General features: G+C 58.0%; 24 protein-coding genes and 2 pseudogenes. 17 read left to right on the top strand and 9 right to left on the bottom strand.

Annotated features, from left to right (window positions below):
• Positions 1-79 precede the first annotated feature (79 nt).
• Positions 80-574 carry a flavin reductase family protein gene (locus NL116_RS15435; protein ID WP_494377941.1) on the top strand — a complete coding sequence of 165 codons (495 nt, stop codon included), beginning with the start codon at positions 80-82 and terminating at the stop codon, positions 572-574.
• Positions 575-610: 36 nt separating this feature from the next.
• Positions 611-1,972 (top strand): LLM class flavin-dependent oxidoreductase, encoded by a 1,362-nt coding sequence (locus NL116_RS15430; protein WP_494377940.1) that lies wholly within the window; start codon positions 611-613, stop codon positions 1,970-1,972.
• A 569-nt stretch (positions 1,973-2,541) separates the two neighbouring features.
• Here NL116_RS15430 and NL116_RS15425 read toward each other — a convergent pair.
• A pseudogene (locus tag NL116_RS15425) lies at positions 2,542-2,679 on the bottom strand (YobI family P-loop NTPase); the annotation flags it as partial.
• A 305-nt stretch (positions 2,680-2,984) separates the two neighbouring features.
• Here NL116_RS15425 and NL116_RS15420 point away from each other — a divergent pair.
• From NL116_RS15420 to NL116_RS15375, 10 genes are all read left to right on the top strand, one after another.
• Positions 2,985-4,115 (top strand): PAS domain-containing protein, encoded by a 1,131-nt coding sequence (locus NL116_RS15420; RefSeq protein ID WP_494377939.1) that lies wholly within the window; start codon positions 2,985-2,987, stop codon positions 4,113-4,115.
• On the top strand, positions 4,112-5,548 hold the full coding sequence (locus tag NL116_RS15415; protein ID WP_494377938.1) for a sigma-54 interaction domain-containing protein: 1,437 nt from the start codon (positions 4,112-4,114) through the stop codon (positions 5,546-5,548). Before NL116_RS15420 ends, NL116_RS15415 begins: the two co-directional genes overlap by 4 nt.
• Before the next feature lie 240 nt (positions 5,549-5,788).
• A complete protein-coding gene (locus NL116_RS15410; RefSeq protein WP_494377937.1) occupies positions 5,789-6,391 on the top strand; it encodes a dimethylamine monooxygenase subunit DmmA family protein in 603 nt (200 codons plus the stop codon).
• Positions 6,388-7,356, top strand: a complete 969-nt coding sequence (locus tag NL116_RS15405; RefSeq protein WP_494377936.1) for a PDR/VanB family oxidoreductase — start codon at positions 6,388-6,390, stop codon at positions 7,354-7,356. The genes NL116_RS15410 and NL116_RS15405 overlap by 4 nt, the downstream gene beginning before the upstream one ends.
• A gap of 130 nt (positions 7,357-7,486) precedes the next feature.
• Entirely contained in the window at positions 7,487-8,692 is a 1,206-nt protein-coding gene (locus NL116_RS15400; RefSeq protein ID WP_494373355.1) for an ISL3 family transposase, read from the top strand.
• Positions 8,693-8,797: 105 nt separating this feature from the next.
• Positions 8,798-9,730, top strand: a complete 933-nt coding sequence (locus NL116_RS15395) for a heme-dependent oxidative N-demethylase family protein (protein WP_494377935.1) — start codon at positions 8,798-8,800, stop codon at positions 9,728-9,730.
• Between the two features lie 88 nt (positions 9,731-9,818).
• The gene (locus tag NL116_RS15390; RefSeq protein WP_494377934.1) at positions 9,819-11,348 is read left to right on the top strand and encodes an APC family permease; all 1,530 of its coding nucleotides are present in this window, start codon (positions 9,819-9,821) and stop codon (positions 11,346-11,348) included.
• A 54-nt stretch (positions 11,349-11,402) separates the two neighbouring features.
• Entirely contained in the window at positions 11,403-12,827 is a 1,425-nt protein-coding gene (locus NL116_RS15385; RefSeq protein ID WP_494377933.1) for a gamma-aminobutyraldehyde dehydrogenase, read from the top strand.
• Between the two features lie 480 nt (positions 12,828-13,307).
• Positions 13,308-14,600, top strand: coding sequence for an MFS transporter (locus tag NL116_RS15380; protein WP_494377932.1), 1,293 nt, complete (start codon positions 13,308-13,310; stop codon positions 14,598-14,600).
• A 26-nt stretch (positions 14,601-14,626) separates the two neighbouring features.
• Positions 14,627-15,403: a substrate-binding domain-containing protein gene (locus tag NL116_RS15375; RefSeq protein WP_494377931.1), complete on the top strand. Its 777-nt coding sequence runs from the start codon at positions 14,627-14,629 to the stop codon at positions 15,401-15,403.
• On the opposite strand, the gene NL116_RS15370 is transcribed toward NL116_RS15375, so the two are convergent.
• Both NL116_RS15370 and NL116_RS15365 read right to left on the bottom strand, forming a co-directional pair.
• Positions 15,393-16,298, bottom strand: coding sequence for a LysR family transcriptional regulator (locus NL116_RS15370; RefSeq protein ID WP_494377930.1), 906 nt, complete (start codon positions 16,296-16,298; stop codon positions 15,393-15,395). The two genes, NL116_RS15375 and NL116_RS15370, sit on opposite strands and share 11 nt — an antisense overlap.
• A gap of 74 nt (positions 16,299-16,372) precedes the next feature.
• Positions 16,373-17,023 (bottom strand): dTMP kinase, encoded by a 651-nt coding sequence (locus NL116_RS15365; protein ID WP_494377929.1) that lies wholly within the window; start codon positions 17,021-17,023, stop codon positions 16,373-16,375.
• Positions 17,024-17,792: 769 nt separating this feature from the next.
• Here NL116_RS15365 and NL116_RS15360 point away from each other — a divergent pair.
• From NL116_RS15360 to NL116_RS15345, 4 genes and pseudogenes are all read left to right on the top strand, one after another.
• Positions 17,793-18,449: an MliC family protein gene (locus tag NL116_RS15360; RefSeq protein WP_494377928.1), complete on the top strand. Its 657-nt coding sequence runs from the start codon at positions 17,793-17,795 to the stop codon at positions 18,447-18,449.
• Positions 18,446-18,616 (top strand): annotated as a pseudogene (locus NL116_RS15355) (hypothetical protein); the annotation flags it as partial. The gene NL116_RS15360 and the pseudogene NL116_RS15355, both read left to right, overlap by 4 nt.
• A 172-nt stretch (positions 18,617-18,788) precedes the next feature.
• Entirely contained in the window at positions 18,789-19,049 is a 261-nt protein-coding gene (locus NL116_RS15350) for a hypothetical protein (RefSeq protein ID WP_494377927.1), read from the top strand.
• 24 nt (positions 19,050-19,073) lie between these two features.
• Positions 19,074-19,298 (top strand): hypothetical protein, encoded by a 225-nt coding sequence (locus NL116_RS15345; RefSeq protein ID WP_494377926.1) that lies wholly within the window; start codon positions 19,074-19,076, stop codon positions 19,296-19,298.
• Positions 19,299-19,660: 362 nt separating this feature from the next.
• Here NL116_RS15345 and NL116_RS15340 read toward each other — a convergent pair whose 3' ends face one another.
• Both NL116_RS15340 and NL116_RS15335 read right to left on the bottom strand, forming a co-directional pair.
• Positions 19,661-19,936, bottom strand: a complete 276-nt coding sequence (locus NL116_RS15340; protein ID WP_494377925.1) for a hypothetical protein — start codon at positions 19,934-19,936, stop codon at positions 19,661-19,663.
• 81 nt (positions 19,937-20,017) lie between these two features.
• The gene (locus NL116_RS15335; RefSeq protein ID WP_494378067.1) at positions 20,018-20,728 is read right to left on the bottom strand and encodes a DUF72 domain-containing protein; all 711 of its coding nucleotides are present in this window, start codon (positions 20,726-20,728) and stop codon (positions 20,018-20,020) included.
• A gap of 217 nt (positions 20,729-20,945) precedes the next feature.
• Between NL116_RS15335 and NL116_RS15330 the strand changes: the two genes are divergently transcribed.
• The gene (locus NL116_RS15330; RefSeq protein ID WP_494377924.1) at positions 20,946-21,398 is read left to right on the top strand and encodes a short chain dehydrogenase; all 453 of its coding nucleotides are present in this window, start codon (positions 20,946-20,948) and stop codon (positions 21,396-21,398) included.
• 38 nt (positions 21,399-21,436) lie between these two features.
• Here NL116_RS15330 and NL116_RS15325 read toward each other — a convergent pair whose 3' ends face one another.
• The 4 genes from NL116_RS15325 to NL116_RS15310 form a co-directional block, all read right to left on the bottom strand.
• Entirely contained in the window at positions 21,437-22,783 is a 1,347-nt protein-coding gene (locus NL116_RS15325) for a glutamine synthetase family protein (RefSeq protein WP_494378066.1), read from the bottom strand.
• 24 nt (positions 22,784-22,807) lie between these two features.
• Complete coding sequence (locus NL116_RS15320; RefSeq protein ID WP_494377923.1) at positions 22,808-23,365, bottom strand: helix-turn-helix domain-containing protein; 558 nt, start codon at positions 23,363-23,365, stop codon at positions 22,808-22,810.
• A gap of 25 nt (positions 23,366-23,390) precedes the next feature.
• The gene (locus tag NL116_RS15315; RefSeq protein ID WP_494377922.1) at positions 23,391-24,680 is read right to left on the bottom strand and encodes an NAD(P)/FAD-dependent oxidoreductase; all 1,290 of its coding nucleotides are present in this window, start codon (positions 24,678-24,680) and stop codon (positions 23,391-23,393) included.
• Between the two features lie 125 nt (positions 24,681-24,805).
• A complete protein-coding gene (locus tag NL116_RS15310; RefSeq protein WP_494378065.1) occupies positions 24,806-25,948 on the bottom strand; it encodes a patatin-like phospholipase family protein in 1,143 nt (380 codons plus the stop codon).
• Between the last annotated feature and the right edge of the window lie 15 nt (positions 25,949-25,963).

Here is a 25,963-nt window from a genome sequence, read left to right as displayed (position 1 = left end):
AGTCAAACCTGCAGAATTATTCGTTTGAATTGATGAGAGGCGCTAAGCACTATCTCTACAGGAAAACAGGAGAAATCTCATGCAACTTGATAATAAAAACACACCGGAAGTAGATCTGCGCAAGTTCGCTGGCCAATTTGCAGCGGGCGTATCCGTCATCTCGACCGCTGACGATGAGGGGCTGTGTGCGGGCATTACAATGACCGCTGTCATGTCACTCTCCCTGACACCGCCGCTGTTTTTGGTGAGCCTTGATAATAACTCCAAGACTTTGACTGCGATCCTGGAAAACGGCCATTTTTGCATCAACTTTCTTAGCAAAGACCAGAGCACCGTCTCACAACTATTTTCGTCAAAATCCGATGACAAGTTTGATAACGTAAGTTTCTACAAAGGCATCACCGGCAGTCCATGCCTTGAAGGCGCCTTGGCGCACGGTGAATGCGAAGTTCACGAATCTTACAGCGGCGGCGATCACACTATCATCATTGGACGAGTGATCAACACGGCAATTAATGGTGGTGAACCGCTTGTTTACCACAGCGGCAAGTACGCCACTCTCGAGCATCAATAATCTCCAGCCCTTCGCTCGACCATCGGAATATATATAATGTCTAAAAAAATTCTATTCAATGCATTTGATATGAACACCCCTGTGCACCAGTCCCAGGGTTTGTGGCGTCACCCAAGTGATCGTTCGTCCGAGTACAAAACGATCGCTTACTGGCAGGAGCTGGCGAAGACGCTGGAAACCGGCTTTTTTGATGGGCTTTTCCTGGCAGATGTGACCGGAGTCTACGACGTGTATGGGGGTAACTCCGACGCAGCGCTACGCAACGCTGTCCAGATACCGAGCCACGATCCGTTCGTTATTGTTCCAGCAATGGCCGCCGTCACCCAACACCTCGGGTTTGGCGTCACCGGTTCGTTGACCTATGAACCGCCGTATACGTTCGCTCGAAAAATGAGCACATTGGACCATTTAACCAATGGCCGAATCGGCTGGAATATCGTCACTGGCTATCTGAACAGTGCCGCAAAAGCCAGCGGCGCGAAGGCACAGACTGGCCACGATACGCGTTATGAAATCGCTGAAGAGTACATGGAGCTCATGTACAAACTCTGGGAAGGCTGCTGGGAGGAAGATGCTGTAGAGCGGAACGTGGAAACCGGCGTTTATATCAACCCCGCTAAAGTTCACCCTGTCGATCACGATGGTCAATACTTCAAGCTCAAAGGCATCCATCTCAGCGAGCCTTCCCTGCAACGCACGCCCGTTCTGTACCAGGCCGGTGCATCGCCCAAAGGGCAAGCTTTCGCAGGTCGCCATGCGGAATGTGTATTTGCCAGCAGTCCGACAAAAACCGTACTTGCGGCCACTGTCAAAAAGCTCAGGGCTGCCACGGTCGCTGAAGGACGGTCTCGCGATAGCGTTGCCGTGTTTGGCATGATGACATTGATTGTCGGCAGAACCGATGCGGAAGCAGAGGAAAAACTTGCTGAATACAAGCGTTACGCCAGTTATGAAGGCGCGCTGACGCTGATGTCGGGCTGGACAGGCATCGACTTCGCCTCGTGTGATCCAGGCGATACAATCAAGCATATACGTAACGACAGCATGCATACCGCGATCGATCGCTTCACCATCTCCGATCCGAACAGGGTCTGGACGGTAGGTGAAGTTGCCGAGCACATCGCCGTAGGCGGTTCTGGCCCCTTGATTGTAGGCTCCGCTCAACGGGTCGCTGATGAACTGCAACAGTGGCTAGAGGAAACCGATATTGATGGTTTCAACTTGGCGTATGCAGTGGCGCCTGACACGATCAAAGACATCGTTGAGCTGCTTGTTCCCGTCCTTCAGGAGCGGGGAATCTACAAGACCGAATACACCTCTGGGACGCTGAGGGAAAAACTCTTCAACCAAAACCGCTTGTTGCAGCATCCACACCCCGGAGCGGCTTACCGAATCTAAACACATCCTCAACGACAAAATACCAGGCGTGCAATGCGAACCTTCGCTACAGGTGAGTGCACGCCAAAACAAGCAATAGTTTTGGTATGTCGCCGAATAATCGCGGTGCTACAACGGTCATTGTCCCGTCGCGCCGAGAGCCAGTCGCGCCTGGTGTAGCCTTCCGGAAGCCGCAAATCCCAGCGAGCCGCCAAAGTTGTCATCTTTGGTATTCATCAAGAATTGATAAGTGTTGAACTCTGATTTGCAATCTTAAGAAATCGTCATTCTCGGTGCCGGTTTCGGAGGTCTGGGTATGGGCGCGTAATTGCAAATGCGCTGGATGGAGAACTTGATCATCTTGGAGCGTGGTTGCGCATTCCACGCCATCCGGCCACCTGTTCCACGCTCACCCGGCCAGGCAGTAGGAGCGTAGCGATGCAGCTTTGGATTTACAGGGGCGCTCAATTGGACTTTCGACGATTACCTTCCAAAGGTCGATGACGGCAGATCGTATAACTTCAAATTTACCGCCGGAATCATGGGTGTAACCCGAAAACCAGTCGATCATCTACGGCGGCAAATCGATGAGCTGCAGAGGATACGAATGCGTAGGTGAGTTCAGGGTGACGATTGACAAACGTACGGATCACGCTGCTTTTGTCGGCGCCATACTCACCAGTTACCGCGAAAGTGCGAATCTGATCGTTGCTCAGTGCGCCCAGTAGCTAACGCTCGTGACGCTGTGATCGATCAACGAGACAAAACGCTCCAGGCCAAGACATAACGGAAAGACGTTTTCCCGTCTTTAAGATTATTGAAACCTGGCCGGTACACACGATCAAGCGTATCCAATGAACCTCAAAGTGCTGCATAAATGCGCATTACGCTGCATTATCACAGCACTTATCCATCTCAGAATGTTAAACCTCAATGTTTACCGGCCATTTAATTGGCATGCGATATGCCCCCGCATTTGGAGCCTGAGTGTTTTCAATCAGGTACCTATAAGCCAAATCGAGCCGATCAATCGATGGACACCCTGAATTTACTGCTCAACAAAATCCAGCCCCTCTCAAGCACTGTGAATGCTGACCGCCAACTGGTCAGTCTGTCGGCAAGTCTGAGCGATCAACTGGGTTATGCACCCGATGAGCTGCTCGATCAGCCGATTGAACGTATCTACAGCGTCGAGTCGGTGCGCGCCGTGCAGTTGCTGTTCGCAAACCCTCCTGCCGACGAGCAAGTCCACAGTCTGGAGCTAACCCTGATTCGCCATAACGGCGGTCTGCTGCAAGTAGTCGCCTGCGGTCTTCTGGAATGGCGCTCGGTGCAACCGGCACGCCTGCACCTACTGAAAATCCCGCTGGGGTCGTTGGGCCATCGTCTGCGGGAAATGCAAAACGCCCATGAAGTCATGAGCCAGATGCTGCAGAGCGCCAAGGTCGCCTACTGGTGCATCGAGTTTGCCGAGGCAGTGGACGTCAACACGTCGCCGGATGAAATCGTCCGGCAGGTCTTCGAAAACGATTCCCACTGGCGGCTGTGCAACAGGGCCATGGCCGACGTCTATGAGATGCCCTCGGATGTTGATTTCAACCAGCAACCGGTTCGTCTTTACTGGCCACGCAGCCCGGCTAACGAGGAGTTCGTGCGGCGCTTGATCGAAGCCGATTTCAGCGTCGACTGCGCGCTCTCGGTGGATCGGCGTCACGACGGTTCACCGGCCTACGTCGAGAACGATGTTCGCGCGACCATCGTCAACGGACATCTGCTGAGGATGTGGGGCAGCATTCGTGACGTCAGCCAGGAATTACGCATGCAGCACGACGCCGAGCAGCGCATCGATGCCTTGCGTCGGGTTTTCGATGCAGTGCCTGATGCGGTGCTGGTCATCGATGAACACCTGCAACCGCAATGGCGCAACGCAGCCTTCGAAGAGACCTTTGGCATCACCCATGGCGCCGGCATTGCTCGACTGCTACTGGATACCGCCCTGCCCGAACGCACCTGGCACAGCCTGCCGCTGCCTGACCGGAGTGGCCGTAACTTGAACTTCAATGTGCATTGTTCGCGCATCCTGATTCGTGAAGGCGTGGCCTGGCGGGTCGCAGTGTTTCGCGAAAGTCAGGGCGTGCGCCGTGCGCACGAGTTGCACCCATGAAAGACAAGAACCTGCCACCTACACTGCAGATGGGCATGCGCTCTTCAATCAATGTCAGCAGCGATGTTCTCGGCGCGTTACTGGAAACACCCGCGCTGCACGCCTTGCTCGACAGCTTCAGCGAAGCGCTTATCGTGACGGACGGAGAAGGCCGTGTGCGTTTTCTCAATCTGGCCGCCGAGCGCATTAATCGACTGTCCAAGCAGCAAGCCGTCGGGTTGTCCGACAGTGAGTTTTACCAACGCTCGGCATTGAATTACGACGACTTACTGGCTGCACTGAATCGCGGCGGTAACAGCGCCTTGACCCGCTCACGAGAAGGCCGGAATCTGCTCAGCAGCACCCACGCCATCCCCACAGGCGCCTACGAAAAACCGTTCAGGATGTTGACTCAGAAAGACTTCGACGGGAGTCAGCCGCAGCGTCGAGCTTCGCTGGGAAACCGGCCAGCGGAGCCGCAGGGTCTGCGTGATCCTCAGGACAGTACCCTCCACCTGTCACCGCAGCTATCGAGCATCGCGGACACGGGCGTGCGCGCTTTCCGACGTCGCGCGCGGTTGTTACTGCTTGGCGAGCCCGGCGTTGGCAAGACCGCCATTGCGCGGCATATCCACCGTGCGGCCGGCTGGGGTGACCGCCCTTTCATCCACGTTAACTGCGGGAGCATTCCAGAGAGTCTGTTCGAGTCGGAGATGTTCGGCTATGAACGCGGCGCTTTTACCGGCGCATTACAGGGCGGCAAGCAAGGCTATATCGAAGCGGCTTCTGGCGGAACCTTGTTCCTCGATGAGATTGGCGAAATCCCGCTGCATGTCCAGGCCAAGCTGCTGAAATTCCTTGAGGACAGTACTATCCAGTCGGTTGGATCGCCCCTGAGCAAAACGGTACAGGTGCAAGTCATTGCGGCCACCAACAAGGACCTGCGTCACCTGGTAAGTATTGGAGAGTTTCGCGCCGACCTCTACTATCGCCTCGCCGTCCTGCCGGTCGAAATTCCGCCGTTGCGCCAGCACCGGGATGACCTGCCGTTTCTCATCGACATCCTGTTGAGCCGCATCAATGGCGATCGCGAGCCCTCACTGAGTCTGTCTGCGGGCTGCCGGAAGCGGCTGATGGACTATGATTTTCCGGGCAATATCCGCGAACTGGTGAACATCTTTGAACGGCTGGCGGTCCTCGCCGATGACGAAGCGCAGGAACATCATTTGCCGGCTGAATTGCTCGAGCCGGTGCGCCCTGAGGAACGTTTGAAGCCCTCGGCTGCGCGCGATGAACCAGAGGACAATCCAGCACAGAACCTCAAGCTTCTAGTCCAGCATTTCGAACGCCAAGTCATTCTCAGGGCCGTGCATCTATGCGGCAGCAAGCGCAAAGCTGCGCAGCACTTGGGCATCGACATCGGCACGCTCATCCGCAAGCTCCAACGCGACTGAATCCCCCGACACAGGGACGTGTCCTCCCCCTTCTTTTCGCATAAAACGCTGCAAAAACGCCTACACGAGTGGCTATTTTTGCCTGCACCTCACGCCAGTAATTACGTATATACCTTTAAAATCAACACGTTGAAGTTATGGCACGACCTGTGCTCCTGCTATCTGCACCCCATCATCGTTGGGCTTTGCATCAGTGCCGGCTTCCATCAGTCGAGCCGGTAGTCAGGAGGAATAATAAAAATGTTGATCACCGGGATCAAAAGTCGACCGGTTTACGACCGGTTGCAACCACTGCCGGGAGGTACCCGGCACATCATTGCCGGGCAAGGCAGCGGCGGCAGCGCCATGTTGCGTTTGCTGGACGATATGGCCGGGCAGGATCGGCCCATCACATTGCTGTACTCACAGGAATCTTTCTCCGGTCAGGACTTCCTGGCCGGGTTGCAGCGGCACCCAAGTCATCAATTGAACGTGTATGCCACTAGCCAGGCATTGATCGACGATTTGAATGACCTGCTTTTTGATGCGCGGATGGGCACCCGGGTGTACCTCGCCGGGTCCGAAAGCTTCTTGGGCCGCGCCATGCAAGTGGCCTCCCGCTTTGACCTCAATCGCGATGAAGTCCTGCGCGAGCACTCTGGAACGCTGGTCCGTCGCGTTTGGTGCGTGCACTGCGACACCTACACCGAAAACGTCACTCAACGCGTCTATGACTGCCCTGGCTGCGGCCTGACGCTGGTGGTTCGCGATCACTATTCCCGGCGGCTCGCAGCCTTCCAGGCAGTCAAAGCCGATGCCGAAGTCCCGGGTGAATTGCCTGAAGCCGAGGAGCTCGACACATGAGCCAGAAGAATGGGACGTTGAACCTGCGCGTGGCCCGAATCGAATCGGTAACCCCGGAAATCAAACGCTTCACCCTGGTTTCGCCGACCGGCGCGCATCTGCCGGCGTTCTCCGGCGGCAGCCACGTCGTGGTGCTGATCGCCAATCAGAACAACACCTTGCGCAATCCCTATTCGCTGCTGAGTTCACCCTACGACACCAGCAGTTATCAGATTGCCGTGCGCCGAGTAGAAAGTGGTCGCGGCGGTTCAGTCTTGCTGCACGACAACATCAATGAGGGCGATCTCATGGAGGTCACGCCACCGGCCAACCTCTTCCCGCTGATCAAACAGGCGCGACTGCACCTGTTCATCGCCGGTGGGGTCGGCATCACGCCGATCATTTCCCAACTGGAAGAGTTGCGCCTCAGCAAGGTGCCCTTCGAACTGCATTACGCGGTGCGCGGCGAAGAGCACGCCCAGCTCGGCAAAGAGTTGCAGGCGACCTACGGCGAACGGGTTCACCTTTACCGCAAAGGCATTGAGTCGCGCATGGATATTTGCCGAATCCTCACCGGCCGCCCGCTGGGCAGCCACGTTTACGCCTGCGGCCCGGACAGCATGATCGACGCGACCTTGACCAGCGCCCGCAACCTTGGCTGGACCGATAGCCATGTGCACTTCGAACGTTTCCTTGAACAAAGCAGCGGTGGCGAAGCCTTCAGTTTCACCCTCGGTCGCAGCGGCACCACCATCGAGGTCTCCCCCGACCAGACCATGCTCGAAGCGGTGGAAGCCGCCGGTTACAGCATGCCCTACCTGTGCCGTGGCGGCGCCTGTGGCCACTGCGAAACCACAGTATTGGAACTCGACGGCGAGCTACTGCACACCGATGACTGGCTGTCCGACGAAGACAAGACCAGCCGCAAGAAAATTATGCCCTGCGTATCTCGCGCCAAGTGCAATCGCCTGGTCATCGACCTGTGATCGACGGAGACATCACAATGAATATCAAATTTAAGGTTCTTCACGGAATCCCGGGAAACACAGAAACAAGAACGCCGATTTGATTGATGATGTTCGTGCGAGCAAACACATCTAACAAACCGGCGTTCTTATGCGCGATATTAATACTTTCCTTCCTTTTTGGGAGGGCTTTTCTGTCGTCACCATCAAGCCTGATGGCGATGCCCTACAGATCGATCTGACTCCTCACGCCACTCGATTTCCTTCCTGTGGCGGCTGCCAAAAAATCTGTTCAACCACGCATGAGTATTGCGAGCGAGTCATTCGTGATTTGCCCATTCTCGGTCGTGCGGTGCGCCTGAGCGTTTTGCTCCGGCGCGTTGATTGCCGCGATTGCGGCAAACGCATGGAGGCCGTCAGTTGGCTGGATCGCTATGCCCGTATGACACGTCGTCTGGCAGAGGCGGTCATTCAAGCCTGTGAACGCCTTCCCACGTTGCACGTGGCGCAGATGTTTGGGCTGCATTGGGAGACCGTTCGGTTGCTGGAGCGTCGAGCCTTGCAAGCAGCATTGAGCATTTTGCCAAAGGCGCAACCGAGACGTTTGGTGATGGACGAGTTCGCACTGTTCAAAGGTCATCGTTATGCCAGCGTTGTCCTGGATGCGGATACACGGCGGGTGCTGTGGATCGGCGAAGGCCGCAGCCGGGCGGCGGTCAGGCCATTTTTCGAAGAGCTGGGGCCAGAGGGTTGCGCTCGCATCGAAGCGGTGGCGATGGACATGAATACCGCTTTTGATCTGGAGGTTCGTCAGCACTGCCCGCAAGCACGCGTGGTCTACGACCTGTTCCATGTGGTGGCCAAATATGGCCGAGAGGTGATTGATCGGGTGCGCGTCGACGAAGCCAATCGACTGCGTCATGACAAACCGGCCCGAAAGGTCATCAAGCAGGCGCGATGGCTGCTTCTGCGTAATCCGCAGAACCTGAAAACACCGGAACAACAGGTTCGCCTGGGGGATCTGCTGGCGGCTAACCAGGCATTGATGACGGTCTATTTAATGAAGGCCGAACTCAAAACGCTCTGGACGCCGAGTACTGCCTGGAGCTGGAGATCGGCATGGAAGCAATGGCTGCGCCATGCTCATGAAAGCGAAATACCTGCTCTGATCCAGTTTGCCAAACGGCTAAAGGCTTACTGGCGGGGCATCGTGAGCCGGGTTCGCTGGCCGATGCACACCGGTCAGTTGGAAGGAATAAACAATCGAATAAAGGTCATAAAGCGGATGGCTTACGGTTACCGGGATAGCGAGTTCTTCTTTATGAAGATCAAGAGCGTCTTTCCCGGTAATCCGTGATGAACCAAATTTAATCCCGACGAAACCTACCGCGACGACTACACCTTCGCCAATAGCCCGGAAACCATCGCCCGAGCCCCCTTCCCGTTCCCTGATGACGACTACATGTACTCGATGAATCTCGAGCCGCATGTCTCGGTCGGCGACGGTGCGTTTCGCGCCGCCTTCGATATCGATGAGCACTACATCAGCGAGTGCCGGGACCGCGCGATCACCCTGGAGAAAGATCCGGGTATGCACTACGTCTCGGCGCCGCACATGATGGAGGCGCAATGGGATTTGCTTGAACTGATCATGGAGTCCTACGCCCGGGACTATCCACAGTACTTCAGTCTGGCGCGTGAAGGTCGGCAGTGGCATTGGACCAACCGTCTGCTGAACATCGACGACCATTTTACCTTCGGCGATCCAGACACCCTGCCCTACGAGCCAATGGAATACGTGACCCGTCAGGCCCAAGGCGACTGGGTACTGCAAGAGGAACGCGATGGCACGCTGTATTGGGGGGCCGGGATCGCAACCCAGCGCGCCGATTATTCACTGCGTTTCAACCTCGGCATGAGCTGGGAAGAATTCCATGGGCCGGTGCCATTGGTGAAGGAAATCGGCATGCTCGACCGCGCATTGAAGTTTTTGCTGCGCCTGCGCACGAGCCACCCGGTGCGTCGTTTGAACTGGTCGCTGACCGTCAATCCACGCCTCGAAGTCTCGGCCGAAAGTCTGCCGGAATGGGCACCGGACCGCACCATCGTGACCGCGGAAAACGCCGGCAAGCTGGTCTACCTGCGTATCGAGCTGCAGCCGCTGCATCGCCTGCCGCGCAGCAACGCCATTGTTTTTCCGATTCGCACCTACCTGCTCAGCCTCGAAGACATTGCTAGCAACCCGGCGTGGGCCCGACGCATGCATCGAGTTCTGCGGGATCTGAACCAGCAACTGGTCGACTACAAGGGCTTTAGCCGCTATCGCGATGCCGCCGTTGAATGGCTCTCGAAGTACGACGATGGCCGCGACAGCGAAAGCAAAAAACAGGCTTGAGTCTGCCATGCACTTAAACAAGAAACGCCAATAAGCGGGACAACCCGCAAGTACTGCAATCAACTGCCATTGATAATGAGGAAATAAAATGAGTGGCTTACCCAGCGCGCGTGCAAGCGTCGCCGATCAGGATGCGGAACAACTCCGCGCCCTCGGCTACAGTTCGGATTTCAATCGAAGCATGAGTCTGTGGGAAAACTTTTCCCTGGGCTTCACCTATCTGTCGCCGGTCGTCGGTGTCTACACCTTGTTCGGTTTGTGCCTGGCCGCGGGCGGCCCGCCGATGTTCTGGTCGTACCTGCTGATCGGCGCCGGTCAATTGCTGGTGTGTCTGATCTTCGGTGAAATCGTTTCGCAGTTCCCGATTTCCGGCGGCGTCTACCCTTGGGCCCGCCGTTTGGTCGGCAAGCGCTGGGCGTGGATGGTTGGCTGGGTCTACGCGTGGGCCTTGTGCGCAACCATCGCCGGAGTGGCGGTGGGTGCCGGACCCTATCTGGCGATTATGCTGGGCTTCAATCCCGGTCCTGAAGCCAATATCTATATTGCCCTGTCGATCATCCTCCTCTCGACCTGCCTGAATCTGGTGGGCACCCAACTATTGGCACGAGTCGCCATGTTCGGCTTTCTCTGCGAGCTGGTCGGGGCGATTCTCGTTGGCGGCTACCTGCTGATCTTCGAGCGTCACCAGCCGTTCAGCGTGCTGTTCGACACCTTCAACCTTGAAGTCAACGGCTCGTACTTACCGGCGTTCCTTGCTGCATCTTTGGCCGGTCTGTTCCAGTACTACGGATTTGAGGCCTGTGGCGATGTCGCTGAAGAAACCCCGAATCCGGGCAAGCGCATCCCTAAAGCCATGCGCATGACGATCTATATCGGCGGTGCGGCCGCGATGTTCGCCTGCCTGGCGCTGATTCTTTCGGTGCCCGACATGGCCAAGGTGCTGGCCGGTGAGGACACCGATCCGGTGGCAACTATCCTGGCTAACGCTTTTGGCCCGGTCGGTTCACGGCTGGTCATGGCGGTCGTCATGGTGTCCTTCATCTCCTGCGTCCTGAGCCTGCAGGCTGCGGCCAGCCGTCTGTTGTTTGCTTATGCCCGTGACGAAATGATCATCGGCAGCTCGCTGCTCAAACGACTGTCGGGCAATCACGTGCCATCGTTCGCGCTGCTGATCAGCGGAGTGGTGCCCGCAGCGATCGTCTGCCTGGGAATGTTCATGGCCGATGCCGTTGCGACCATCGTCGGTTTTGCGGCGATTGGTATCTACGTCGCATTCCAGTTGATCGTCGTCGCGGCATTGATCGCTCGCGCCAAGGGTTGGCGCCCGAATGGCCAATTCACTCTCGGCGCCTGGGGCCTTTGGGTGAATCTGGCAGCGCTGGTGTATGGCGTATGCGCCATCGTCAACATGGTCTGGCCACGCGCCCCGGATTCAGCGTGGTACATCAACTACTCGATGATCCTGACCACTATGGTTGTGATGGGCGCTGGCCTGGTCTACATGCTGCTCGGCAAGCCATACGACAAAGGCACCGCCCCCGCAGGCGATGCCTGGACGTTTTCCAAGCCGCTTGCCAAACCTGCTGATATTTCTGGCGTGTCGGTACAACAGCGCTGACAAAGTGCCGGGGAAGTCTTACTTCCCCGGCCTATAAAAGATTGAGGAACAGTTATGCAAACCAAACTCTTGATCAACGGCCAACTGATCGACGGCGAAGGCCCCGCCCAACCTGTGTTCAACCCGGCCCTGGGCCGTGTATTGGTGGAAATCAACGAAGCCAGCGAAGCCCAGGTCGATGCCGCCGTCCGTGCCGCCGACAGTGCTTTTGAAGGCTGGTCGCAAACCCCGCCGAAAGAACGTTCGCTGCTGCTGCTCAAACTCGCCGACGCCATCGAAGCCCATGGCGAAGAACTGGCCAAACTGGAATCGGACAACTGCGGCAAGCCTTACAGCGCCGCACTGAACGACGAGATCCCGGCGATTGCCGACGTGTTCCGTTTCTTCGCCGGCGCCAGCCGTTGCATGAGCGGTTCGGCGGGCGGTGAATACCTGCCGGGCCACACCTCGATGATCCGTCGCGACCCGGTCGGCGTGATTGCTTCCATCGCGCCGTGGAACTACCCGCTGATGATGGTCGCGTGGAAAATCGCCCCGGCCCTCGCTGCCGGTAATACCGTGGTGCTCAAGCCATCAGAACAAACTCCGCTGACTGCGTTGCGTCTGGCGCAACTGGCGTCGGAAATTTTCCCGGCCGGTGTACTCAACCTGGTATTTGGTCGTGGTCCTAGCGTGGGCAGCCCTTTGGTCACCCACCCGAAAGTACGCATGGTGTCGCTGACCGGCTCGATTGCCACCGGTTCGAACATCATTTCCAGCACCGCCGACAGCGTCAAACGCATGCACATGGAACTGGGCGGCAAGGCCCCGGTGATCATCTTCGACGACGCCGACATCGACGCCGCGGTGGAGGGCATCCGCACCTTCGGTTTCTACAACGCCGGCCAGGACTGCACCGCCGCATGCCGCATCTACGCGCAGGCCGGCATCTACGAAAAGTTCGTCGAGAAACTCGGCGAGGCGGTCAGCAGCATCAAGTACGGTTTGCAAGATGACCCGTCGACCGAACTGGGCCCGCTGATCACCGCGCAACACCGTGACCGTGTGGCCGGGTTTGTCGAGCGCGCCATCGCGCAACCGCACATTCGCCTGATCACCGGCGGCAAGGCTGTGGAGGGCAATGGTTTCTTCTTCGAGCCGACGGTGTTGGCCGATGCTCAGCAAGATGACGAAATCGTCCGCCGCGAGGTGTTCGGTCCGGTAGTGTCAGTCACCCAATTCACCGATGAAGCACAGGTGCTGGGCTGGGCCAACGATTCGGACTACGGCCTGGCGTCGTCGGTGTGGACCGCGGATGTCGGTCGCGCGCATCGGATGTCTGCTCGCTTGCAGTACGGCTGCACGTGGGTGAACACGCACTTCATGCTGGTCAGTGAAATGCCGCATGGCGGTCAGAAATTGTCCGGCTATGGGAAGGACATGTCGATGTATGGGCTGGAGGATTACACTGTCGTCCGGCATGTGATGTTCAAACACTGATTGCTACCCAGTGAGCCGTGTCGCTTTCGCCACGGCTCTAAGCTGAACGACCTGCAACTCTTCGCTCTCCGTCGAGATGGCTGTGAGACGGCGAACAAATCATCCGTGTACTCGCCCGTTTAGCCGTTCGGTCAGGCGGCCCCGCTATTGATCGCACAAATGGCCCAATGGTCCCGGGCTGCCACGGCGGGTCGACGAAACCCTGCGGCGGTATTCATCAGGAAACGAGAACTTTTCGCCGACAAAATCCTGGACCAGTTGCCCATTTTTGAGTGTCCAAAACCCCACTGAGACAGAAAGCGTGGACTTTTGTCGCCCCCGGACGTCGTGGTCCATGTCACCGATTGACCCGCCTGATGCATCAATGCATGCCAACAATGCGCTTATCATATCGACCTCTCTGCTCCACCATTCGCCCCAATAAGAACCGTGCGCCGCGTCCAGGCGGTGCACTTCATAAAAGCGGTGGAGTACAGGTCAATGTCAGCAGTAATCCCTTCCGGGCGCTCCCGCGCCAGTGCGATTTTTCGGGTCACCTCGGGCAACTTTCTCGAACAGTTCGACTTCTTTCTTTTCGGCTTTTACGCCACGCAGATCGCCGCCGTATTTTTCCCGGCCAGCAGCGAGTTTGCCTCCCTGATGATGACTTTCGCAGTGTTCGGCGCAGGTTTCCTCATGCGGCCATTGGGTGCCGTGGTGCTCGGTGCTTACATCGACGATGTCGGCCGGCGCAAAGGTTTGATCGTGACGCTTTCAATCATGGCCAGTGGCACGATCCTGATCGTGCTGGTACCGGGCTACGAAACCATCGGGCTGTTCGCCCCGGCCATTGTCCTGATCGGCCGCTTGCTGCAAGGTTTCTCGGCCGGTGCGGAAATGGGCGGCGTCTCGGTGTACCTGTCGGAGATTGCCACACCCGGCAACAAAGGGTTCTTCACCAGTTGGCAGTCTGCCAGCCAACAGGTCGCAATCATCGTCGCCGCAGCGTTGGGCTACGGCCTGAACCAATGGATGGCGCCGGGAACGGTTGCCGACTGGGGCTGGCGGATTCCGTTTTTCGTGGGCTGCATGATCGTCCCGTTCATTTTCTTCCTGCGCCGTAACCTCGAAGAAACCGAAGAGTTCGCCGCGCGCAAACACCGCCCAAGCATGGGTGATGTATTCCGTACGCTGGCACAGAACTGGGTGATCGTGGTCGCCGGGATGATGATGGTCGCGCTGACCACCACCGCGTTCTACCTGATCACCGTGTACGCGCCGACCTTCGGCAAAACCGTGCTTCACCTGAGCACCGCTGACGCCTTGCTGGTGACGTTACTGATCGGTGTTTCGAATTTCTTCTGGTTGCCGATTGGCGGCGCGTTGTCGGACCGCATCGGCCGGCGTCCGGTGCTGATCGCCATGGCGCTGCTGGCCCTCGCTACCGCGTACCCGGCGCTGACATACCTGGTGAACGCGCCGAGCTTCCTCAACATGCTAGTGGTGTTGCTGTGGTTCTCGTTGATCTACGGCTTGTACAACGGCGCGATGATTGCGGCGCTCACGGAGATCATGCCGGTTGAAGTCCGTGTGGCTGGTTTCTCCCTCGCCTACAGCCTGGCCACGGCCGTGTTTGGCGGTTTCACCCCAGCGATGTCGACCTTTCTGATTCAGTACACCGGCGACAAGGCCGCGCCCGGTTACTGGATGAGTTTCGCCGCGCTGTGTGCCCTGTGCGCGACGCTGTACCTGTATCGCCGCTCCTCCGGTCGCCTGCAACCGGCGTTGTTTTGAACCTGCTCTTTTCGAGAACATTGACCATGAACAAACCCTTTAAACTTGCTGCACTGGCCTTGCTGACCAGCCTCGGCCTGAGTTCATTCGCCCAGGCAGAAGAACTGCGCGTGATGACCTCCGGCGGTTTCACCGCGGCCTACAAAGCCCTCGGCCCGAAATTCGCCGCATCGACCGGCAACACGCTCGACACCGCCCTGGGCCCGTCGATGGGCAAGGCCCCGGAAGCGATCCCCAATCGCCTGGCCCGCGGGGAAAAGGCTGACGTGGTGATCATGGTCGGTTACGCACTCGATGAGTTGATTAAGCAAGGCAAAGTCGACCCTGTCTCCCGGGTCGAATTGGCCGATTCACGCATTGGTATGGTGGTTCGTGACGGTGCACCGAAGCCGGACATCAGCACCGTCGACAGCCTGAAAAAGACCTTGCTTGAGGCAACGTCCGTGGCTTATTCCGACAGCGCCAGTGGCGTGTACATCGAGAATCAGTTGTTCAAACGCCTGGGTATCGACGACCAACTGAAGCCGAAGTCGAAGATGATCCCGAAAATTCCCGTGGGGTCGGTGGTTGCCACCGGCGACTATCAGCTGGGCTTTCAGCAGGTCAGCGAATTGCTGCCCATACCGGGTGTCAGTTTTGTGGCGAAGATTCCAGAATCGGTGCAGTCGGTAACGCGTTTCGCTGCTGGCATTCCCGTGGGCGCGCAACACCCTGCTGAAGCCAAGGCATTGCTGGAGTACCTGGCCTCCTCGGCCGCTCAACCGGATGTGAAGGCCACCGGGCTGGATTCGGTCAGTCGCTGACCTGGACTTTCATTTCCACGACCAGCCGTTCCAGCTCCAACGCAGCCGGGGTCAACGTGCGGCCCCGGCGCTTGATCAGGCCGACACTGCGCATCACCTGCGGATCAGTCAGCGGCACCCGCGTCAGGATAGGATGATCCGCCGCTGGCATCGCCATTAACGGCACCGCCGCCACGCCCAAACCCGCCTCCACCAGCCCGATCATCGTTGTCACGTGCCGGGTTTCGCAGATGCTCTGGCGCTGCGGCACGATGCCGGTCAACGCCTGATCAAGCAGAAAGCGATTGCCCGAGGTCTTGTCCAGCGAGATGTAGTCCTGCTGATAGAACTCGTCCCAGCTCACGCTGCTGCGACCTGCCAACGGATGATCACGCCGACAGGCTACGACGTAACCTTCCTGCACCAACGGCTCGAAATCGACTTCAGCTTCCAGCGTGCCCATGAAACTCAGGCCGAAATCCGCTTCGCCGTTGACCACCGCAGTGAGCACATCGTGAGCGCTGGAATCCAGCACTTTGACTTTGATCCGCGGAAATTGGCGGTGGTAATGAGCGATCACCCGCGGCATGAAGTAATACGCCGCCGACGGCACACAGGCGACCGTGACATGGCCGAGCCGGGTCGAAGCCACTTCACTGATGCCGAGCAGCGCCACATCCAGGTCATCGAGCAAGCGCTCAACGCTAGGCATGAAGCCACGTCCGGCCTGAGTGAGGCTAACTTTGCGCGTGGTGCGCTCGAACAACCGCACCCCTAGGGCGTCTTCGAGTTTCTCGATGCGTCGGCTCAGAGCTGATTGTGAGATGCGCACAGTGTCGGCAGCCTTGCGGAAACTGCCCTGCTCAACTACAGCGCGAAAGGCGTGCAGGTCGTTGAGGTCGAAGTTGATGGCCACAGTACTTACTCAGGCTGCGAGACAGATTAATCAGCTTAACGCATGAGTGTCAGAGATTGATGCAAAAACCAAACTCATGAACACAAACCCGCGCAACGAACTTTGCCTTCGTGACAGCGAAGGGCTGTGTAGATCTCAGAAACCACCTGCATCGTTGCCTCTTCGATCGTGCCTTCATTACGGCATAAGACCCAGCCGTGTTTTACAACCGCCAGTTCGAACGCCAGGGTGCACGCGACATGGTCTTCCAGCTTATGGATCACCGTACTGCTCAGCCCACGCCGTCGTGCGGCGGCCCTTGCCCATGAAATTTCAGGATGGGTGACAACCCCGACATGCACGTCTGGCACTTGCACGTTTCGATCAATGTTCAACTGCAGAATCTCTGCAAACGGGACTATTCGACGAAACGCAGCATCGGACGGGTACCAGCGATCGATCAAAATGATGCTGTGTGGTGGCTGTTTAGCCAGCACATTCCGGGAAATCCAGGCGCGGCTATCCGCGAATCGTTCACAAACCTCCAACTCCAACTCACGGGTGGGGTTTCTGACGAGTCTGTTAACGAGGGCCATTGTTTCACCCCGATCGGGATCGCTTTTTTGCTCGGACAGTCGGATCACCTTTTTGTTGTCTGCCCTCAGTACTTTCGTAATGGCCTCCAACAGTGTGGTTTTGCCGGCTCCCTTGGGCCCATCCAGAGAAACAAAAAGCGGACGATTCATACTTCACATAACGATTGATATACGGTTTTTGTGCCCTGTTCGTTCGCTCGAACCGCTTGGCGCGGCTACGTGAATCGGGTGGGGGGCGCTTATGAGCAGCTACTGATGAACACTCTAACTTAGTTTTCATGGGCAAGCCCGCGCTCCACAAGGTCTACACACACCATTGTGCAAGCGAGCCTGCCACAAAGTTCCGCCCTCCCCAGCGGACTTGATGCACGGATAGGAGCCCTTCGAATGGCGAGCTATCCTTTATCCGGGGACACCCTGAAAAGGAGACGCCACCCTGACCACTTCGAAACTTCACCCTGCACTGGACACGGGTGGCCAACCCGCCGGATCGGCCGTCGCGTTTTGTACACACCGTGGCCCCCTTCCACCTGCAGTTCAGGTCGTTTAGTCCACGCGCCCTGCGCTCCAGAGAAGACGACTACAGTCTTCCCGACAAAGACCGCTTCAACCGCTCGTTTCGCGATTGTTCCGGTACGGCGCCCGGTGGCCCTCCTCCTTCATCCGGCCCTGATGCAGAAACATGACGTGGTTCGAGAGGGTGATGGTCACCCATGAATGGCGTTCGCCAGGCATGGAGCTGCACCGATTGTGTGTCGCAGGTCGTTCGGCGCCAATCCCCTGCGGCGAAGAAGGAAGATCGGCCACTGTTTGAAACGCTGCGGTGGGTGGTTTGAGGTGATGATGCGTTCCGCCTGGGTGGAACTTCTGCCACTTGGGGTTATAGTCCCCTACGGAAAATGATCTGAGTGACGTCAACATGAAAACGCTCACGGCCCTTTTCACCTGCCTGCTCGCCAGCGTCAGCGCGGCGACATTCTCCTGCGCCAATGCCGCATCGCCCCCACGAATTTACAAGACCAGTTTCGACTGCGCCAACACCCGAGCCCCCGTAGAAAAACTCATCTGCCGCGATCCACAACTGGCGCAGATGGACATTGAACTGACGCGTCTCTATCGCCTGGCGCTCACGGATGAGCACTCCGTACCGCCTCCCGACAAAGTCATCATCGACCAGCAGTTCTGGATGGACGCCCGCAATCAGTGCGGCTCCGGGCCTGAGGCCAAGGCATGCGCGATCCGCAGTTATGCCCAGCGTGCCTATCAACTGCGTCAAGGCTCGGCCATTGTGCGAACCAAGGATCCAGATCGGCTGACCGAAGGTCCTCAGGCGTTTCGTTGCGCCGGGTTTAATGGGGTGATTGCCGCGACGTTCTTCAATACGCAGCCGGGTGTCGTGTACCTGAAATGGGCGAACAGCTCGGTCACCCTGAGTCAGGTGCAAAGTTATTCAGGAACCCAATACACCGGCAAGGATGTCTTGGGGAACTACAGTTTTCGGCAAAACGAAAACGGGGTGTTTTTCCTGAAACCGGGTTCTGGAGAGATGAATTGTACGGCCGAGCCGGTCGGCTGAAGGCTCTGGTCATGCTGAAAATGGCCCGCGACGGCATCGTGCCGGACGTGCAAGGCTCTACCGCCCCGATGAAGCAAATCGAAGAAATGCGCAACAGTGGCTTCCCGATCGCCTACGTCGGTGACGGGGTCGGTACCGGCTCGTCACGTAAATCCGCTACCAACTCGGACGCCAACATTCCGGTGGTTCAAGCCTAACGCTGCAACGCAATAAAAAACGCCGCCCATCGTGAGATGTGCGGCGTTTTTTTATGCTTGCCATGCCACTCGTCAGCGCCTCAGCACCTTCCTCCGTCCTGATCTTCCAACGTTTTATACCCCTCGCAGGAAGACCTGGATGATGAACAACACAATCACCGCCCTCGCCATTGCGAGCCTGCTGTCGACAGGCTCATTGTTCGCGTCGGCCGCCGAAAAAGCAGACATTCCACCCACTGCCATTCCCGGCGTCAATCAAGCCCAAAGCGCCGAATCCAATGATCAGAAGGCCGACAAAAAGGGCGAGGAAGCATCGGGCTCAAACTCCGGCGCCGATTCGCAGGCCACGGAAAAAGACGCCGCTACTTCGAGCGGCTCGAAGGGTGAAGAAAAAGCCGAGTGAAGGCAGTCAACAGAGGTCTACGACATGCACAACGATGACGATGTGAATACAACATCCAACGCCCCTCCCACTGATGTTTCAGGTAAACCCGTCGACGTGGTCGAAAGGGACCTGCACGACACATCGAGTGAAACCGAGGGCATCGATGAAGTCCTTACGCCTTCTTCCACCCGCGTGAAGGAGCAGGACGCTGAAAAGCTCAGCGATAAAATCGCGGACATTGAACGCAAGGTGGCGGACGGCAATTAGTAACCGCGGGAAGCGGGAGGTCGATGCTTGACCTCCTTTCCCTTATTCAGCGTCTGTCATCAGACAGCGGGGTCGGCTCGTCCGCCTCCGGCATGTCTCTGTCCGGGTCCTCCCAGTCGTCAGGTCGCTGGTCGTCCGGGCGGGTCATCGGATCATATCGACCCGAATCGTCAGGATTGGCCATCGGGTCGTCAGTGCCTGGCTTCGGTCTGGATGGAGCCGCGTCTTGCACCGGGTTCTGGTCTTGTTGCTGGAAAGTCGAATCGTCGGACATACCCACCTCACCCAAATGGTCCGGATTCTCCGGGCCGTACAGATTGGAAGTGGGCCGCAGTGCCGCGTGCCTTCGAATAGACCAGCGGCTATCCCCGAATGCCGGTGGCCCGACCGGTTGCGTCCTTGGCGGCGCAGCACAGCAAAATGTCAGACATGCGCATGATCGGTAGCGGGTCGGTCCGGCGACATTCATTAAGCCATCGGCGGGTGCGTCCTGTATCCAGTTGCAGATTCAACAACACCATCAGACTGAGCAGCTCCTGGGAAACACGTCCCTGGCCGCATTCAGGGCAATTGAATGCCTGCCAGACGCCTGCGCAGAGTGTTCGTGCAAAAGGATTTTCACAGATCAAACAGGACATAGTCGCTCTCCACCCAATGAAAAGTAGAGAGCCGCGAGCGCTGAACGGTGTTCATTGCGGCCGACGAACGGTCTGTCCGGCTCAGCGGAACAACGCCTTGAGCGTTAACGCGTTACCCAGTGCAGCCCCGCTGGCGGTGTTATCGAAAATGCACCATGTCGATTCGCTGTCGGTCGTGACGGTCTGAAGATTGATAGCCAGACTCTGCAGTGCCGGCAATTCGTAAGGACTGAAGTAAGTTCGGGGCGATCCGTGCATTCGCCAATATTTCAATCCCGGCCAGCCCCCCGGCAGAGCGTCATGGCTGATGCGTGATGGATCAACCGCAGCCCGGGCAACACGATGATGGATCAACAGCAGCTCGGCATCGAGCCAGGATGCGTGCCGGGGTTCGAGCACTACGTAGCCGGCATACTGACGTCTGAGCTCAATGAAAAAGCTGTCAGCCGCCGCATAATCAAACGCCAATGAGGGCGGTAACTGCACCAGCAGGCAACCCAATCGTTCATTTAATCCTGAACACTGCGAGATAAACTCATCGAGCGCCCACCCACAATCCTGCAAACGCAGTTCGTGTGTGATCCGCTTGGGCACCTTAACGCAGAAACGAAAGCCATCGGGCACCGAGTCAGCCCATCGAGCGTACGTTTCCCGGCGATGCGGGCGATAAAACGAGCTATTGATCTCTACGCCGTTCAGTCTCGATGCATAACGTTGCAGGTGCGAGCCCGCAACCGGGAATGTCGACACATACTCACGCCCCAGACTCCACCCCGCACACCCGATGAACATCTTCTGGCTGTTCAATGTTGCTGGCACATTCGATCATGCTCCACGCCGAAAATTGCCCATGGGCGGTCCTGTTAACGGTTGAAGTGATCGCGTTTGAAGAGTTCGAATTGTTTTGCGAAGAGCCGATGAGCAGCACCGCGCGCCTTTCGATCAGCCCGATGGAACCTACATATTCAGCCCGTTCTCTATTGCAAGACCAGCAGACGGAGGAATCACCATGATCGACCCAGCAACCGGCATGAGGGCGGGCGAGCGTTATAACGTCGAGAGCCTTGAACGCACGCCGCATTTCCCCGGCTTCTTTCTCGATGGAAAGTATTACCTGGGGCCCGAGTTACAGACGGCGGTCGGGTGGGTTGAAGGGCAGCAGTTTCTGTATGACCAACTCGATCCGACGGGCGAGCCGGTGTATCCCGGGCGGGTCGCCGGCACCATTGAAAACCTGACGTTGATTCTCGGCGATGGCGCACGCCTGAAACTGAACGAGATGGCGTACAACGCCCCCAGATACCTGCCCACCGAAATGACCGATGACATTTTGAGCACGTACCCGTTGCCAGCCGCGAAACCCATCCGACCTTCACCGCTGCTGGTAATCGGCGCCGCACTGTTGGTTGCAGGCTGCCTGCTGGCGGTCAATCGTCTGGGCCGCCGCCGGACTGTGCGCTAGGTTCGCGGGCAATCATGACGATTGCCCGCCGCCTCGCTCTACAAATACCAGCGATATTCCCGTGCGCTGATTTCCTGCAAGAACGCCAAGTGATCCTGACGTTTGTTCTCGCAATAGACGTCCACAAACTCTGCCCCCAACCCGTCACGCAGTTGCGTCTGATGCTGCATCGCACGCACGGCTTCGAGCATTTCCTTGGGGAAGTCGACGCCACTGTTACGGTCTTCGTTCAGCGGCTGAATCGGTTCCTTGCCGGACGCCAACCCATGTTCCAATCCGACCAGAATTGCCGCCAACACCAAGTAGGGGTTGGCATCGGCACCGGCCAGGCGATGTTCGATGCGCAAGTTTTTCGAGTCCGATTCCGGAATACGCAAGCACGCATCGCGGTCTTCAAATCCCCAGCTCGCTTGGGTGGCAATGTTCGTCGTGCCGCCCAGGCGTCGATAGGCATTCTGGTTCGGGGCGAAAACCGGCATGCAATGCGGCAGCAATTCAAGGCAACCGGATACGGCGTGGCGCAGCGATTGTTGCTGGTTGGCGGCCAGAATGTTGTTGCCGGCCGCATCGTAAAGGCTCACGTGCACATGCATGCCGCTGCCCGGGTGCTGCAAGTAAGGCTTGGCCATGAAACTGGCACGATACCCATGTTTTAGCGCCACACCACGGCTGCTGCGACAGAACAGCGCCGCCCAGTCTGCAGCGCGCAAACCATCGTCCAGGTGACCGAAATTGATTTCGAACTGACCCGGCCCGAGTTCCGCCGTGATCACCGTACTGTCGATACCTTGGGCCCGCGACGCCTCGACCATGTCATCCAGCACCGGCGCAAAGCGTGACAGTCGTTCGATGTGCATGTTGGGTTGATCGTCGACATCGTCCGTCAGGCCGTCACGGGGAAACTGCGGTAGCCCGTCGCGCAGCTTTTTATCGAACAGGTAGAACTCCAGTTCGAACGCCACCACCGGATGAATGCCTTTGCTGGCGAGCCGGTCCAGAACCTGCGCGAGCACCTGTCGCGGTTCGAATACGATGGGGTTTGCAGTGCCATCCGAGGTGATCAGCATTTGCCCCAGCGGTTGCGCTTCCCAGGTCACAGGCTTGAGGGTTCCCGGCACCAGACGACGCACTGCGTCCGGATCGCCGTCGTTAAAGCAGTAATCTCCAATCTTGAACAACCCGCCTTGCACGCCCAGCAACACGCAATTTTGCGGCAGTTTCAGCGCACTGCCAGCCGCGACCTTTTCCAGCATGTCCACCGGGTAGCGTTTGCCGTAGAAATGCCCCGGGATATCGAGGGAAATCAGATCGACATAACGCACCTCTGGGTAGCGTTGGCGAAAGGCACGCACCTCAGCCAGCAGGTCAGAGCAGGTAGCATCCATCATTGTGGGTCCTTTTGCTTGTTATCAGGTGTAAACCCAGAGCACTCGCGTGAGTTGCCCGGTGAGGTTGCCGTAGCGGCAACGGGTATGACTGTCGAACTGAAAACTGTCGCCAGCCACCAAAGTCACAGGTTCTTCGTCGTCACCCAGCCACAGCGTCAGCTCGCCTTCGAGCACGTAACCGCCCTGCTCCGAGCTGTCAGTCATGTGCCGGTCGCCGCTGCTGGCACCGGCTTCCAGATGACTTTCGAGCATGGAAAATGACGCGCGCATTTTTGGCGAAACCAGAATGTCGGTAATGCCGTTGGCGTAGTACAGCGTGCGACGTTCGTCCGGCCGCGTGACCCACGGCAACTCCTTGGGTTTTGGCAGGCTGTAGAAGTACGTGGTCGGTACGCCCAGGGTTTCGCTGATCGCCGTCAGGTCTGCCACGGTGGGCCGTGACAAGCCGCGTTCGACCTGCGAAAGAAAGCCGACGGAACGGCCGATTTTGTCGGCCAGTTCCTTCAAGGTGTATTTCTTGTGCTTGCGCAAATCGTGAATCAGGATCGCCAGCGCAGCGATTTCTTCTTGCTTGTTCATGCCGGGAATTCCGAAAGATGACTCATCAGATACTGTCGCGCAGTCGATACCAGGCTTTGCCGATGGCTTCCAGCGGCGCAGCGAGGTATTTGCCGCCGGGAAAACTGCCGTTGTTCAGGCCCTGATACAAGGACAATTCATCGTCCTGCCCCAGAATGGCGTCGGACACGGCGCGGGCGGCGGCCAGTGTCGGCAGCACGCCATGCCCGGAATAGCCTTGCAGCCAGTAGCGATCACCCGACCGGCCAACGTCGGGCGTTCGCTTGAGGGTCAGATCGATGTGCCCGCCCCAGGCGAACGCCAGTTCCACGCCTTTGAGCTGCGGAAAGACCCGTTCCAGGAACGGCCGTGTCGCGCCGGCGATGTCCTTGGGCATGCCGCCCAGATAGGTGCAGCCGCCGCCGAACAGCAGGCGGTTGTCGGGGGTGCGACGGAAGTAGTCGAGGACAAACTGGTTGTCGGTGACGCAGACATTGGTCGGCAGCAGCGCAGTGGCTTGCTCGGGCGTCAGCGGCGCGGTCGCCACTTGATACGTCCCGACGGGCAATACGCAACTGGCCAGTTGCGGGTCGAGCCGGTCCAGATAGGCATTGCAGGCCAGCACCAGAACGTCGGCGCGAATCGACCCGCGCTCAGTGTCCACCACGAAGCGGCCGCCCTCCTCTCGATAATTCAACGCTTTGCTTTGTTCATGGATACGGCCACCCGCGCGTTCGATGGCGGCGGCCAGGCCGATTGCCAGTTTCAGCGGGTTCAAATGGGCGCCCTCAGGGTCGTACAACCCTGCCTGGTAGCGCTCGCTGGCGATCCATTCCGGCAACTGTTCACGACGGATGAACTGCAAGGCATGGTGCCCCCACTTGTGACTGGCTTCGTGCTGCCATTCAGTCAGCAGGCCGACACGGCGAGGCATCACCGATGTCCACAAATGACCGGCGCGATAATCACAGTCGAAACCATGGCGAGTCGGTAATTCCCGCAATTCCTGCGCCGCCCAGCGCATGCCGTCCCACAATCGGCGGGCGCGCTCATAACCGAGCGCGGCTTCCAATGGCGGCATGTCACATGACCAGCCGAGGATGGCCTGGCCGCCATTGCGCCCGGAAGCTGCCCACGCCACGCGACTGGCTTCCAGCAATATCACGCGTTTGCCGGCCAGGGCCAGGCGCAACGCGGTATGCAGGCCACTGAACCCTGCGCCGATGATCACGATCTCGGTATCGTGTTCACCGGCAAGTGCGGGTCGGGTGGTCAGGCGATCAGCGCAACTGTGGGCGTAGTAACTGGCGACATGCTGCGTGGATTGCCGGAACATACAAGCTCTCATGAAATTATGTTTTTATAATTTCATGAAAAACTACAGGATTAATTTCATGAGAGCAACAAGCGCAGGTCATTCAGTGTCTTGGCTGGGTCAAGCTATAAACATCCCGACAGACTTCAGGTGTCAGGCGACTTATGCCACGGATAACCCTTCGCGCTGAGCTCAAAGGCATACTCGAACAACCGCTTCATGTACTCACCATCGAACTGATGATTGCGCAGGTGATGAAAGTCGGAACCGATGTACGCAAGATTAAAATCCGCGCCGTCCTGCTGGGCGATTCGGTAAATCCGCTCCAGGTCGCTGATGCCTTGCATCTGGATCAACGCGCTGATGGCGCGACCGCCAATGCTCAACGTACGGCGTTTGGTCCCCGACCACTGCGGCTCCATCTTTCCGTTGCGAATCACATAAAAATGCCGATCACTGCGCAAGCGCGCGCCGGTCACGCTGTTCAGTGCCATGACGGTGCCTGGGGGATAAAGGAACACCTGTGTAATGACGCCGCCATCGACGTGCATTTCCTGAAACGCTTGGCCATTCACCTCCACATCGATCATGACGGGCGAAACGGCGCCGGGAATGCTCATCGACGCGATAAGGATCCGTCGGAACAGGTCGAGTGCTCCCGGCGCGCCGCTGGCGGCAATGGCGCCCATGTTCCAGGTCACCGGACGCCCCGCATCGAGGTCGGTGGTGCCGATCATCAGCAAGCGTCCGTCGGCGTATTGCTCGGCAATCGCCGCCAGTATGTCCGCAGAAATGCACTGCGCGACGAGCCGCGCCAATGGCTTGCTGTCCGCAATGCCGTCGCTGGCAAGCCGGGTCAGCACATTGCGCGAGTGGAAAACGTCCTTGGGGCCGATGGCGCTGCACATGCGCAAGATGATGTCGTCGTACTGAGGCCCCAGGTAGGCAAACGGGGCCACCAGGGCCCCGGCGCTGATGCCCGTGACAACCTTGAACGCGGGGCGCGTCCCGTGCAACGTCCACCCCGCGATGATCCCCGCTGCGAAGGTGCCGGCGTCGCCCCCTCCGGAAATCGCCAGCATGTTGGCCAGTGGCAGCGTGTCATTCGGCTCCCCTGACCTGGCCAGCGCTGCTGCCTCTCGCAGGTTGGATTGGTGCACATCGCGAATCAGCGGTGCGAGGTCCCGGTCCAGCCAGTAACGTGCCTCGGGAATGCCGTGGACGACCGCCCGTTCCGTCAAACTCGGCGGCACGGCATCCCGGCGTTGCAGACACGCCTGGCGCAACATGTTCCACGTTGAGGC

This window comes from Pseudomonas sp. FBCC-B1667 (assembly GCF_059133255.1).
Note: the sequence above shows the minus strand (reverse complement) of the source record. Positions and strands in the feature narration are given on the sequence as shown.